At 33.6% G+C, this 13670-nt stretch carries 10 protein-coding genes; 8 read left to right on the top strand and 2 right to left on the bottom strand.

The genetic code is table 11. The features are described from left to right. Positions 1 to 139: 139 nt before the first annotated feature. Positions 140 to 2611 (top strand): zinc-dependent metalloprotease, encoded by a 2472-nt coding sequence (locus tag MW871_RS00255; protein WP_248427187.1) that lies wholly within the window; start codon positions 140 to 142, stop codon positions 2609 to 2611. A gap of 93 nt (positions 2612 to 2704) precedes the next feature. Here the strand turns inward: MW871_RS00255 and MW871_RS00250 are convergent, their stop codons facing one another. Further along, positions 2705 to 3268 (bottom strand): 5-formyltetrahydrofolate cyclo-ligase, encoded by a 564-nt coding sequence (locus MW871_RS00250; protein ID WP_248427186.1) that lies wholly within the window; start codon positions 3266 to 3268, stop codon positions 2705 to 2707. An 11-nt stretch (positions 3269 to 3279) separates the two neighbouring features. Beyond that, a complete protein-coding gene (locus MW871_RS00245) occupies positions 3280 to 4263 on the bottom strand; it encodes a succinylglutamate desuccinylase/aspartoacylase family protein (protein WP_188049105.1) in 984 nt (327 codons plus the stop codon). 131 nt (positions 4264 to 4394) lie between these two features. Here MW871_RS00245 and uvrC point away from each other — a divergent pair, with 131 nt between their 5' ends. From uvrC to MW871_RS00210, 7 genes are all read left to right on the top strand, one after another. Continuing rightward, entirely contained in the window at positions 4395 to 6188 is a 1794-nt protein-coding gene (uvrC, locus tag MW871_RS00240; RefSeq protein ID WP_248427185.1) for an excinuclease ABC subunit UvrC, read from the top strand. Positions 6189 to 6199: 11 nt separating this feature from the next. Further along, positions 6200 to 8560: a patatin-like phospholipase family protein gene (locus MW871_RS00235; protein ID WP_248427184.1), complete on the top strand. Its 2361-nt coding sequence runs from the start codon at positions 6200 to 6202 to the stop codon at positions 8558 to 8560. Between the two features lie 231 nt (positions 8561 to 8791). Then, positions 8792 to 9949, top strand: a complete 1158-nt coding sequence (locus MW871_RS00230; RefSeq protein ID WP_188049102.1) for a homogentisate 1,2-dioxygenase — start codon at positions 8792 to 8794, stop codon at positions 9947 to 9949. A gap of 118 nt (positions 9950 to 10067) precedes the next feature. Next, complete coding sequence (locus MW871_RS00225; protein ID WP_188049101.1) at positions 10068 to 10430, top strand: four helix bundle protein; 363 nt, start codon at positions 10068 to 10070, stop codon at positions 10428 to 10430. Between the two features lie 64 nt (positions 10431 to 10494). Then, a complete protein-coding gene (hppD, locus tag MW871_RS00220) occupies positions 10495 to 11655 on the top strand; it encodes a 4-hydroxyphenylpyruvate dioxygenase (RefSeq protein WP_248427183.1) in 1161 nt (386 codons plus the stop codon). Positions 11656 to 11951: 296 nt separating this feature from the next. Further along, positions 11952 to 12719 (top strand): DUF3108 domain-containing protein, encoded by a 768-nt coding sequence (locus tag MW871_RS00215; RefSeq protein ID WP_248427182.1) that lies wholly within the window; start codon positions 11952 to 11954, stop codon positions 12717 to 12719. Between the two features lie 2 nt (positions 12720 to 12721). Beyond that, positions 12722 to 13657, top strand: a complete 936-nt coding sequence (locus MW871_RS00210) for a tryptophan 2,3-dioxygenase family protein (protein ID WP_248427181.1) — start codon at positions 12722 to 12724, stop codon at positions 13655 to 13657. Positions 13658 to 13670: the final 13 nt, after the last annotated feature.

The following is a 13670-nucleotide window of genomic DNA, read 5'->3' as shown; positions in this document are numbered from 1 at the left end:
TACTATACTCTAAATGAAAATTGTGGTTTATTAAATAAGATGCTACGTTTGTTAATCATAAGTTAATTTTTTATGGATTTGTAAATGTTCTAACGCTAAAATTTATTTTTGGAAAACTATAACCATTAAAAAATAATAAATGAAAAAGTTTTTTATTTTGACCGCTGTTACTTCAGTTTTGTTAATACCCACTACTCAATTTGCTCAATCAAGAAAGGAAAAGGAGAAGTTAGCACAAACTAATGTACCAGTACCTGAAAAAAAACCAGAAACAACCATTAAGGAATATGGAAAAGTGATCACTAAAGACGCAAAGTCAGATGATGGGCTTTTCACTGTCCACAAAGTAGATAAGAAATATTATTTTGAAATTCCCAATAAACTCCTAGAAAAAGACATGCTTTTAGTAAGTCGTATTTCAAAACTGCCTTCTGATTTGGGCGGCGGTTATGTTAATGCTGGTTCTGAAACGAATGAGCAATTAGTGGTTTGGCAACGTTTTCAAGATAAGGTTATCTTAAAAGTTAAATCGTACACCGCCGTGGCTGATCCTAGTTTGCCAATCAGTCTCTCGGTTAAGAATAACAATTATGAAACTGTTTTATTTGCCTTTGATATTGTAGCTTTTAGTACCGATACTGAAAATACGGTTATTGATGTTACTAAGTTTTATAGCACAGATGTAAAAGCAATAAGCGGTTTGTCTGCTGCAATGAGAGAAACTTATAAAGTGAAAGGATTGGATGATTCCCGAAGTTTTATTACGGCAATGAAAAGTTTTCCCATGAATATTGAAGTGGTTCAAGATTTTACTTATAATGCTTCAAATCCGCCAGTAATGAAGGATGCCGAAACGATTAGTATACAAATGAACCAATCGATGATTTTGTTGCCTGAAGTTCCTATGACTCCTAGATTAGCAGATCCTAGAGTAGGTTGGTTTACAATGGATCAAATAGACTACGGAAGTAATGAGTTAAAATCGGATAGTAAAACCTTTATTCGTCGTTGGCGATTAGAACCCAAAGATCCAGAAGCGTATGCTAGAGGAGAATTGGTAGAGCCCATAAAACCAATCGTTTATTATTTAGATCCAGCAACACCAGAAAAGCTTCGCAAATACATTAAGCAAGGAATTGAAGAATGGCAAAAACCATTTGAAACGGCAGGTTTTAAAAACGCAATCATTGCCAAAGATCCGCCAACTAAAGAAGAAGATCCTGATTTTAGTCCAGAAGATATTCGTTATTCTGTAATTCGTTATGTAGCTAGTACTACTCGAAACGCCGTTGGACCAAGTGTTTCTGATCCTAGAACAGGTGAAATTATTGAGAGCGACGTTATTTGGTATCACAATCATTTGCGTTCGTACAGGAACAGGTATTTGTTAGAGACTGGAGCGGCGAATCCTTCTGCCAGAACTTTAAATACTTCTGATGAAGAAATGGGCGAAATGATGCGTTTTGTCATTGCGCACGAAGTAGGTCATGCTCTCGGTTTTCCGCATAATATGGGAGCGAGTAGCGCTTATGATGTAGAAAGTTATAGAAATGCCGATTTCACACAGAAATACGGAATTGCAGCAAGTTTAATGGATTATGCTCGTTTTAATTATATTGCTCAGCCTGGCGATAAAGGAGTTCGTTTCATTCGCCAAATGGGGCCTTATGATCACTATGCTTTAAATTGGGGATATCGAGTGATTCCAAATGCGACTAGTCCAGAATCAGAAGTACCTACATTAGACAAATGGATTTTAGAAAAAGCGGGAGATTTAAACTATAAGTTTGGTAAACAAAGTAGTTCTTTTGACCCAACCTCACAAACGGAAGATATTGGGAATAATTCGATGAAAGCGAGTACTTATGGACTCAAAAATTTGGAATATGTGGCTTCGAATTTGTCAAAATGGACAAGTGATGTTACCAATAATTATGAGGATTTAGAAGAACTTTACAAAGAAATGCTGGATGTTTGGGGTAGATATGTAGGTCATGTTGTGACGAATGTGGGTGGTGTGTATGAAAACACTAAAAAACCCAACCAACAAGGAAGTATTTATGATGTTGTACCAAAAGTAAAACAGCAAGAAGCCATGCAATGGTTGCAAACGAATGCTTTTGCTTCTCCAACTTGGTTAGTGAATATTTCAACATTAAAAAACATTAATTATTCGGGATATACAGAACGTTTCAGAAGTTTACAAGTAAGACATTTGAATACTATTTTGAGTTTTGATCGCATAGGAAGACTTATGGATGCTGAAATATTAGGAGCTAATAATTATACAGCTTCTGATATGCTTCAGGATATGCGAAAAGGAATCTGGAAAGAAGCTACTGCTGCCTCCAATGTTACTATCTATCGTAGAAACTTGCAACGTGCTTACATTGAAAGAATGGCTTTTTTAATGAATGAGGAAATAAAAGTAGGAACATCAAGAGAATACTACAATGTTTCTCAATCGGATATAAGAGGTTTAGTGAGAGGGCAATTAAATGCTTTGAAAGCAACATTAGTAGTGGCGAAAAGTGGAGCTGCTAATGCAGAAACAAAACTCCATTACCTAGACTGTATCAAGAGAATTGAGAAGATATTAGATCCTAAATAACATTAATTTAATCTAAAATAAAAGGAGCTCGATGTTACATCGGGCTCCTTTTTTATTTAATTTTTTTCCGTATTCAAATTGCTGAAAAATTTATTAAAACTCATAAATCTTATCTGGCGTCACACAATAATCCAAAGGTACATCATCCTCAAAAACATCTTTAATTAAATCTTCAGCCTCAAAGTAGGATAGTCCAATTTTAATTGTTTCGGGTTTACATTCTGATAGAAATTTGTCATAAAATCCTTTTCCGTAGCCTACTCGATGTCCTTTCTTGTCAAAGGCTAAAAGTGGTACAAAAACCACTTCTATTTTATGTGATGGAACTTCAATACCGTCAACAGGTTCTGGAATGTTGTATTCATTTTTTTTAATTTTTGTATTATCAGTCAACAGAAAGTGGGACATATTTCTAGTCTCAAAATTACTTTTAGATATTATAATTTCCTTGTCTTTTCCAGAAAGTAAATGCAGAATAAATTCGGTATTCAGTTCATGATGTTCTGTTATTGGTAAAAAAATATGAAAATAGGTTTTCTCCCAAATGGGAAGTGTCAGTAATTTATTGGCAACAGCCAAACTCATTTCCTCTGTTTCATTTTCGGAAAGCTGTTTTCGTAAGGCTTTGTATTTTATTCTTAATTCTGTTTTTTTCATTTTAATAATTTTTATTCTCCTTCTTCAGCATCAAAAACATTCGATAAATGATAAATCGCATCTCCTTCATAAACAATTGGCGAATGATTAGCATTGATAACATATCCGTCGTTGGGTGCTTTTACTTTTCGTTCAAATTTACCATAAGGATCAGTTATAATAGCGAGAATAGTTCCTTTTTTCACAAATGATCCTACCGTATTATTATCGTGTAATAAACCAGAACATTTGGCTCGTAACCAACCCGACTTTTCGATGTAAATAGTATCGGATAATTGTTTTGGAACAGTATGTTTAGGATCTAACATGTCTAAATGTGATAATAATCTTTTGGCTCCATTTACACCTTCCTCTGCAATAGAGGTATTAATATCTAGAGATTTCCCACCTTCAAACAGTAGCATTTTTACATCCATTCTTTCGCTTGCGTTTCTAAAAGAACCAATAATGTTTCTAGAATATAAGGTAAAAGGAGCATTAAAAACGTCAGCTAGAATTTTTAAATCTTCATTATTATGAGCGATTCTAATTTGTGGTGCATTAAATCGGCTGGCTCCTCCGGCATGAAAATCGACGGCGTAGTTTACCAATGGCATGATTTGAGCCAGAATATGAAAGGCAAATCGACTCGCTAATGATCCCGCTTTGCTTCCAGGGAACACTCGGTTTAAATCTCGCCCATCAGGAAATTCTCTTGATTTATTAATAAAACCATAAACATTAATTATAGGGATGCAAATGACGGTTCCTCTTTTAGGTTTGTTAATTTTTTTGCTAATGAGTTGTCTTACAATCTCAACACCGTTTATTTCATCGCCATGAATGCCCGCCGAGAAAAGGACAATAGGTCCGTCAAACTTGGAGCGACGAACAATAATAGGCATGTTCAGTTTGGTAGTATTGTGCAAACGGGCAATTTCTACATTGATCGTCTTGCTTTCTCCGGGATTAATCGTTTCACCAAAAAGAGTGATAGGAGTCGTGTTAATTTTCATCATAAGTTCTTGAAAAGCTAAAAATAACTATAATAACCAATTAGGAACTAAAATTCGTGTAAAATTTTTGTCCTCATTATTTATCAAGATTTTAGTTTGTATTTTGTAATTTTAGAGATTAACTTTGTTAGATGAATCCAGCAAATTTAGCCCTTCAAATCCAGACTTTGCCAGACAATCCCGGCGTATATCAATATTATGATAAGGATGGTAAAATTTTGTATGTTGGCAAAGCCAAAAATTTAAAAAAAAGAGTTTCTTCCTATTTCAATAAAATTCATGATACGGCCAAAACGAATGTACTGGTAAAGAAAATTGTTACCATAAAACACATTGTCGTTCCTACAGAAACCGATGCGCTTTTATTAGAAAATAATTTAATTAAAACCTTACAACCGCGTTATAATGTTTTGTTGCGCGATGACAAAAGTTATCCTTGGTTGTGTATCAAAAAAGAACCTTTCTCCCGTATTTTTGCTACAAGAAGAATGGTCAAAGACGGCTCTGAATATTTTGGACCTTATACGAGTTTCAAAACCGTAAGCACTATTTTAGAATTGATTAAAGAGTTGTATCCGTTGCGAACTTGCAATTATGATTTAAGTAAAAGCAATATCGAAAGCGGCAAATTTAAAGTTTGTCTCGAATATCATATTGGTAATTGCATGGGACCATGTGAAGGCCACGAGACCTTAGAAAATTACCAAAAACAAGTAGATGCTATTCGGGAGATTTTGAAAGGGAATTTCAAGGAAAGCATGAAAGATTTTAAGCGCGTTATGACAAATCTTGCCGCTGATATGCACTTTGAGGAAGCGCAGAAAATCAAAGAGAAAATCGAAATTCTCGAAAATTACCAATCCAGATCAACTATTGTAAATCCAAAAATCACCAATATCGATGTTTTTTCAATTGTTTCTGATGAAAGTGCCGCATATGTTAACTTCCTTCAAATCTCTCATGGTTCAATTATTCGTTCGCACACCATGGAAATCAAAAAGAAATTGGATGAAACCGATGAAGAACTATTAGAACTTGCCATTATAGAACTGCGCGAGCGTTTTCATTTATTGTCTCGCGAAATTGTAGTTCCCTTTGCAGTTGAAGTAGGCGAAAATGTAAAAGTTACCGTTCCGCAATTAGGAGATAAAAAGCAAGTGCTCGATTTATCCATTCGGAATGCTAAATTCTATCGAATCGAACAACTCAAACAATTGCAAATTGTAGATCCAGATCGTCATACCAAACGCATTATGGCGCAAATGCAAAAAGACTTGCGTTTGCCTGTAGAACCACGTCATATAGAATGTTTTGACAACTCCAATATTCAAGGAACAAATCCTGTAGCCGCTTGTGTCGTTTTCAAAGATGGAAAACCAAGCAAGAAAGATTACCGTCATTTTAATATAAAAACAGTCGAAGGTCCAGATGATTTTGCCTCCATGACCGAGGTAGTCTACAGACGTTACAAAAGATTGCTCGACGAAAACGAACCTCTACCTAATTTAATCATTATTGATGGAGGAAAAGGCCAATTGTCATCGGCGCTCAAGAGTATTGATGAATTGGGTTTGCGAGGAAAAATAACCGTAATTGGTATTGCAAAACGTCTCGAAGAGCTATTTTATCCAGGGGATTCTATTCCGTTATATCTAGACAAAAGATCTGAAACCTTAAAGATTATTCAACAATTGCGAAACGAAGCGCACCGTTTTGGAATCACACATCATCGAGATAAAAGAAGTAAAGCGGCCCTGAACTCTTCTATAGAGAGCATTCCCGGAATTGGTGAGAAAACAATGTTGACTTTGATCCAGCACTTTAAAAGTGTTAAAAGATTGAAATTAGCCACTGAAAAAGAAATTTCTGACGTTATAGGTGTGTCAAAAGCCAAAAAAATTGTCGAATTTTACCAGAATAATTAATTCTTTTCTTTATGAGCCTTTTCCAGCTATTCGTTTCAAGCTCTCTGCAAAAAATCTTTTTTTCTAATACAAAAAAAGGAGCTTCTAGGGGCGCTCTTTTTTTTCAAGAAAAAATAGATTTTTCAGCATCAAGGCTTTTTACTTCTATCTGGGGCTTAAATAGAATTTCTAAACAACTCGTATATTCTCTAATTACTATTTTTATTTTCTCCCAAATTACATTCGCACAAGAACAAAAAAAACCTAAAATAGGTTTGGTTTTGAGCGGAGGAGGGGCAAAAGGATTTGCACACATTGGAGTGCTTAAAGTACTAGAAGAGGCCGGAGTAAAAGTAGATTATATTGGAGGAACTAGCATGGGTGCGGTTATTGGCGGACTTTATGCCACCGGATACAATGCAGCTCAAATCGATTCGATATTTCAAGAAACCGATTTCAATAAGTTGATCAATGATTTTATTCCAAGATCTTCAAAAAATTTCTATGAAAGAAGAAATGAGGAGTTGTATGCGCTCGTTTTGCCTTTTAACAAATTTAAGATAGGAATTCCCGAAGCTTTGTCAAAAGGGATGTACAATTATAATTTATTGAGTAGGATTACCAGAAATGTTAGAGACATTAAGGATTTCAATCAGCTTCCCACACCCTTTTTATGTATTGGTACCAACATAGAAACGGGTAAAGAAGTGCTTTTGAATAAAGGAAACTTGGCGCAAGCAATGATTGCAAGTTCTGCATTTCCTTCGTTATTTTCTCCCGTAGAAATTGATGGGCAAATTTTAGTAGATGGTGGAGTTGTTAACAATTATCCTATTGAGGAGATTCGTAAATTGGGCGCAGATATTATCATAGGTGTAGATGTGCAAAACGATTTATTAGACAGACATCAGCTAAAAGATGCTACCAAAATTTTGGTTCAGATTACTAATCTTCAATCCATAGAACGAATGAAGAAAAATGTAGCAGATACAGATGTTTATATAAAACCAGACATTACACAATATGGCGTTATTTCTTTTGATAAAGGAAAAGAAATTATTACCAAAGGAGAAGAGGCTGCTTTTGGAGTTTTTGAACAGTTGAGGCAATTGACAGATGAATCCAATCCGTACAAAAAACCAAGATTAATTCTCCGTTCGGATAGTTTGCAAATTAGAGCGATTAACACCAATCGTTTAGAAGATTATACAAAAGAGTACATCAGCGGAAAATTGCGTTTTAAGCCCAGAACAAATATCAGTTATAATGATTTGCTAAAAGGAATCAATAACATCAATGCAACACAAAACTTTAGTTCGATCTCGTATTCATTTGAACCGAATAAGGAAGGAGTTGATTTAAACCTTAGTTTGAAAGAAAACCCCACAAAAACGTATCTGAAATTTGGACTTCATTATGATAATTTATTCAAAAGTGGTGTTTTAGTAAATTTGACTCGTAAAAAAGCACTTCTAAAAAATGATATAGCGTCATTAGATATTATTCTGGGAGATAATTTTCGCTATAATCTAGATTATTATATCGAAAATGGTTTTAATTTAAGCATTGGTTTTAAGTCTCATTACAATCAATTTAATAGAAACATAGGCAAAGAAATTAGTACTATTGCAGCAGCATCTCCTCTTTTAAATTCTATTAACGTTGATTTTTCAGATTTAACCAATCAATTGTATTTTCAATCTTTGTTTGTGCAAAAGTTTTTAGTGGGAGGTGGAGCAGAACTTAAGTTTTTAAAAATAAAATCAGAAACCTTAGCCGATGTAAATCCTACAATTGATAAAAGTAGTTATCTAAGTCTTTTTGCTTACATGAAGTTTGATTCATTTGACAATAAATATTTTCCAAAAAAAGGATGGTATTTTTCGGGAGACCTACAATCGTATTTAATTTCGTCCGATTATGCGGGTAACTTTCAACCTTTTTCAATAGCCAAAGGTGATTTTGGTGTGGTTGCAACGGTATTTGATCATGCAACTGTAAAATTTCAAACTGATGCAGGTTTTTCCTTTGGACAAGAAAGTGTTCCTTACTTTAATTTTATATTAGGAGGCTATGGTTACAATCCTCTAAATGGGTTTAAATACCTTTATGGTTATGATTATTTAAGTATAGTGGCTAATAGTTATATCAAATCTACGGTTACATTAGATTATGAATTTTATAAAAAAAATCATGTCAATTTTTCTGCCAATTATGCAAACGCTGGAAATCGAATTTTTGAATCGGTAGAATGGGTTTCTTTTCCTAAATATTCAGGATATGCTGTGGGTTATGGTTTAGAAACCGTAATTGGTCCTATAGAGATCAAGTACTCTTGGTCTCCTGAACTTCCCAAAGGTTTTACGTGGTTTAGTATTGGGTTTATATTTTAAATTTAATTTATAATAAAAAAAATTCCGATATTTGTTATTATGAAAACAACTTGGAACGGTTTATTGGGATATCTGCAATTTCTTATCAAAAGAAATCCTGAATAATATTTTATTTAAATAAGAAGGCACATTAGAGAATTCTAAAATTTTGTACGTACACTATTCTTGCTCATGTCTCCTTATTAATTGATCGAATTTAAGAATTGATAAATTTTCTAATCTCAAATAATCATGCCTATATACCACAAATTGGGGAGCTTTCCCCAAAAAAGACACACGCAATTTGAAAAACCAAATGGTGGTCTATATTACGAGCAGCTTTTTGGAACAGAGGGTTTTAACGGACATGCTTCTTTGTTGTATCATGTGCACAGACCCACTCAAATTAAAGAGATTGTAAAATCGTATTCTGTAGAACCCAAAATTGCTATCGGAAAAAACATAAAATCTTTATTATTAAAAGGTTTTGAACTAAAACCTGAAGACGATTTTTTAGACAGTCGAAAGGCTATGTTGCTTAATAAAGATTGTACCATAGGATTAGCAGCTCCAAGAAAATCATTGCGTGATTATTTCTATAAAAATGCCGATGCTGATGAAATGATTTTCATTCATAAGGGAAAAGGAAAATTACGTACCATGATGGGAAATATTCCTTTTGAATATGGTGATTATCTAATTATTCCTCGAGGTATGATTTATCAAATTGATTTTGAAACCGAAGAAAATCGACTTTTTTATGTCGAATCTTTCGCTCCTTTTTATACACCAAAACGCTATAAAAATGAATCAGGTCAGCATTTAGAACATTCCCCTTTTTGTGAACGTGATTTTATTTTGCCAACAGAACTAGAAACACATGATGAAAAAGGAGATTTTCTGATCAAAATAAAGAAAGAGGGCATGATGCATGAGGTGGTTTATGCAACACACCCTTTTGACGTGATAGGATGGGATGGTTATAATTTTCCTTACGGTTTTAGTATTCATAATTTTGAACCTATAACAGGAAGAGTTCACCAACCACCACCAGTTCATCAAACTTTCGAAACTTCGACTTTCGTCGTTTGTTCCTTCGTGCCAAGGTTGTACGATTATCATCCTAAATCAATTCCGGCACCTTACAATCATAGTAATATTGATAGTGACGAGGTTCTTTATTATGTAGATGGCGATTTTATGTCTCGTAATAATATCGAACAAGGTCATATAACATTGCATCCAAAAGGAATACCTCACGGACCAGCGCCTGGAGCAATGGAACGTAGTATTGGGCATAAAGAAACACAAGAATTAGCGGTAATGGTAGATACTTTTAGACCCTTGATGGTTACTGAAGAAGCCATGGGAATAGATGATGGACAGTATTACAAATCTTGGGTAGAATAAGAAAAATTAGATAATTAGGTAACGTGAAAATTAGATAATTAATAATCGAGTGTACTAAATATTCTGTTTATAATAATTGACTAACTATCGGTATTGACTAATTATCTATCTTAAAAACATGACTTTCAACGAAAAATATAAAGGTAATGCCCTTCTGGTTAAAACATTTGATTTCGCTTTGAGAATAATTGATTACACAGAAGCATTACAAGAAACAAAGAAGTTTGTAATTGCTAATCAATTACTTAAAAGTGGAACTTCAATAGGGGCGAATTCAAAAGAATCGCAAAATGCCGAAAGCAAAGCTGATTTTATACATAAGTTAAAAATAGCGATTAAAGAGGCGGACGAAACAGAATATTGGTTGTTTTTATGCCATGCTCATAAAGCTTATCCTGATTGTGAAATGCTTTTGAAGGATTTATCAGAAATTATACGAATATTAAATAAAATAATAGCAACAACAAAATTGAATAATTAGAAAATTGGTATATGTGAGTATCATCTAATTTTCTAATTGACCAATTATCTAATTAAAAGAAAATATGTCAAAAGAATTAAAATCAGTAGAATACGGACTAGAGAAAATATTTGAAGGAGCTCAAGATTTTCTTCCACTATTAGGAACAGATTACGTAGAGTTTTATGTAGGAAATGCGAAACAATCAGTACATTATTACAAAACTGCTTTTGGTTACCAATCATTAGCTTATGCTGGATTAGAAACAGGAGTAAAAGACAGAACTTCTTATGTGTTAAAACAAGATAAAATTCGTATCGTTTTGACAACGCCTTTAAATGAAAACTCTCCAATAAATGACCATTTAAGAAAACATGGTGACGGAGTAAAAGTTGCTGCTTTGTGGGTTGAAGATGCTACAAGTGCTTATGAAGAGACAATGAAGCGTGGAGCTCGTTCTTTTATGGAGCCAACTGTAGAGAAAGATGAATTTGGAGAAGTTGTTCGTTCAGGGATTTATACTTACGGAGAAACGGTTCATATTTTCGTAGAACGTAAGAATTATAAAGGTATCTTCTTGCCTGGTTACAAAGAATGGAAGTCAGATTACAACCCAGAGCCAACAGGATTAAAATATATTGACCACATGGTGGGTAATGTTGGGTGGAATGAAATGAATACTTGGGTAAAGTTTTATGAAGATGTCATGGGATTTGTTAATTTCCTTTCTTTTGATGACAAACAAATTAATACGGAATATTCTGCGTTGATGAGTAAAGTAATGTCTAATGGTAACGGAAGAATAAAGTTTCCAATTAACGAACCTGCAGAAGGAAAGAAGAAATCACAAATCGAAGAATATCTTGATTTTTACGGTGGACCTGGAATTCAGCACATCGCCATAGCAACAGATGATATTATTAAAACGGTGTCTCAACTAAAAGCTAGAGGTATAGAATTCCTATCTGCTCCTCCTCATACTTATTATCAAGCTATTCCAGAGCGCTTGGGGGATCACATGAAAATGATGAAAGAGGATTTAAATGAAATCGAAAAATTAGCGATCATGGTTGATGCTGATGAAGAAGGCTATTTATTACAAATTTTCACCAAACCAGTCCAAGATCGACCAACTTTGTTTTTTGAGATCATTCAAAGAATGGGAGCTAAAGGTTTTGGTGCGGGTAACTTTAAAGCACTTTTTGAGTCAATTGAGAGAGAACAGGAATTGCGTGGAACGCTATAGAAACACGTTATTTTTATATTATGTGAAATTTTAATCGATGAACGGTATGTTTTTTTGCATATATAGTGTTAAAGTATATTTTTAACTGATAATATTTAGGTTTGTTAACTACCTTTGCACTCGCAAAACTGGAAGGGGTGGTTTCCTTCCTAATTTGATATAAATTTCATAATTTATAGTTTTTTGGTTAGTTAATAGCATAAAAACTCAGTCATTATTTGACTGAGTTTTTTTGTTTTGATATATTTGGAACAAAATTTGCAGTTATAGGGTTATTAATCCGACATACAAAAAAAATGAAAAAATTAATTTTACTCTTAATTCTTATAACTACAGTAAGTTTTGATTCTCCTCAAGAGGATGCTTACGGCGTAGGTGAATATTTTAAATTTAGAATCCATTACGGTATAGTAAATGCTGGTTATGCAACTTTAGAGGTTAAAGATGCTACAGTAAATAACAAAAAATCGTTTCATGTTGTAGGGAAAGGCTACACAACTGGAATGTCTCGTTTTTTCTTTAAAGTAGATGATGTTTACGAAAGTTACATTGATAAAGAAACAGGGAATCCATATCAATATGTAAGGAATATTAATGAAGGTGGATATACCAAAAATCAAGAAGGCTTTTTTAATCAATCAACGAATAAAATTCTTGTAAAGGATTACAAGCACAAGTCTGAAAAAACCTTAATGATTCCAAAAAACACTCAAGATATCTTATCTACTTTTTATTATTTAAGGAATCATCCTAATATTGATAAGTTAAAAATAAACGAAGCAATTGCCATTGATATGTTTTTCGATGATGAAACTACAAAATTTAAGCTAAAATTTATTGGACGAGAAAATATAACCACTAAATTTGGCGTTATGTCATGCATGGTTTTTAGACCTTTAGTGCAATCGGGACGAGTTTTTAAGGAACAAGAGAGTCTTACGGTTTGGATTTCAGATGATAACAATAAAATTCCACTTAGGATAAAAGCTAGTTTAGCAGTAGGATCAATCAAGGCAGATATTGAAGAGTATAAAGGTTTGAAGTATCCTTTTAAAACAAAATAAGAATGAGCGTTAACGAGAATTCACAAGATTTATTAAAACAAATAGACCTAAAGTACCAAGCTATAAATCAAAAAACAGAGACCCAACTTGAGGGACTGCTTTGGTCTAAACCTATTACTTATTGGGATTACATACAAACGGATGCTTTATTAAATCTTCAAACTCAAAGAACAACGCTTCCTGATGAGATGGTTTTTATTATGTACCATCAGGTTAATGAATTGATTTTTAAAATGATACTTTGGGAGATGCAACAAATCTCTTATTGTGAAAATATTAAAACGGACTTCTTTACAGAGCGGTTGTTGCGTATCACACGTTATTTTGATATGCTAACAACCTCTTTTAGTATAATGGCTGACGGTATGGAAGTAGAGCAATACATGAAGTTTAGAAATACCTTGACGCCTGCAAGTGGTTTTCAAAGTGCACAATATAGATTGATCGAATTTTCTTCTACGGATCTTATAAATCTTATTGATCATCGCTTTAGGGATTCTATTGATAGAACTACTAGTTATGAATTTGCTTTCGAACATTTGTATTGGCAAGCAGCAGGAAAAGATTATCACACTGGTAAAAAGTCATACTTGTTAGATGAGTTTGAAAAAAAATATAAAAAAAGCTTCCTAAATCATATGGAAGAATACAATACCATTAATATTTGGCAAAAGTTTAAACAATTGCCAGAAGTAGATCAAAATGATCCGGCTCTAATTGCAGCAATGCGTCATTATGATCATACTGTAAATATTACTTGGGTGATGCAACATTTGAATACGGCAAAAAAATATATTGATAATAGCGGAAAAGGTGATGGTGAGGCAACAGGAGGAAGTGATTGGAAAAAATACATGCATCCAAAGTATCAGAGAAGAATTTTTTTTCCTGAATTATGGAGTAGTCATGAATTAGAAAATTGGGGAGTGGAAATGTAGACTGAAAAAAAAA

The organism is Flavobacterium pygoscelis (assembly GCF_023162025.1).
Taxonomy (GTDB): domain Bacteria; phylum Bacteroidota; class Bacteroidia; order Flavobacteriales; family Flavobacteriaceae; genus Flavobacterium; species Flavobacterium pygoscelis.
The sequence above is the reverse complement of the archived record's forward strand: the minus strand, read 5'-3'. Positions and strand labels throughout refer to the sequence as shown.

Bases quoted from the DNA above. Each gene is read 5' to 3' on its own strand.
- MW871_RS00255 (WP_248427187.1), top strand. From the start codon at position 140: ATGAAAAAGTTTTTTATTTTGACCGCTGTTACTTCAGTTTTGTTAATA.
- MW871_RS00250 (WP_248427186.1), bottom strand. From the start codon at position 3,268: ATGAAAAAAACAGAATTAAGAATAAAATACAAAGCCTTACGAAAACAG.
- MW871_RS00245 (WP_188049105.1), bottom strand. From the start codon at position 4,263: ATGAAAATTAACACGACTCCTATCACTCTTTTTGGTGAAACGATTAAT.
- uvrC (WP_248427185.1), top strand. From the start codon at position 4,395: ATGAATCCAGCAAATTTAGCCCTTCAAATCCAGACTTTGCCAGACAAT.
- MW871_RS00235 (WP_248427184.1), top strand. From the start codon at position 6,200: ATGAGCCTTTTCCAGCTATTCGTTTCAAGCTCTCTGCAAAAAATCTTT.
- MW871_RS00230 (WP_188049102.1), top strand. From the start codon at position 8,792: ATGCCTATATACCACAAATTGGGGAGCTTTCCCCAAAAAAGACACACG.
- MW871_RS00225 (WP_188049101.1), top strand. From the start codon at position 10,068: ATGACTTTCAACGAAAAATATAAAGGTAATGCCCTTCTGGTTAAAACA.
- hppD (WP_248427183.1), top strand. From the start codon at position 10,495: ATGTCAAAAGAATTAAAATCAGTAGAATACGGACTAGAGAAAATATTT.
- MW871_RS00215 (WP_248427182.1), top strand. From the start codon at position 11,952: ATGAAAAAATTAATTTTACTCTTAATTCTTATAACTACAGTAAGTTTT.
- MW871_RS00210 (WP_248427181.1), top strand. From the start codon at position 12,722: ATGAGCGTTAACGAGAATTCACAAGATTTATTAAAACAAATAGACCTA.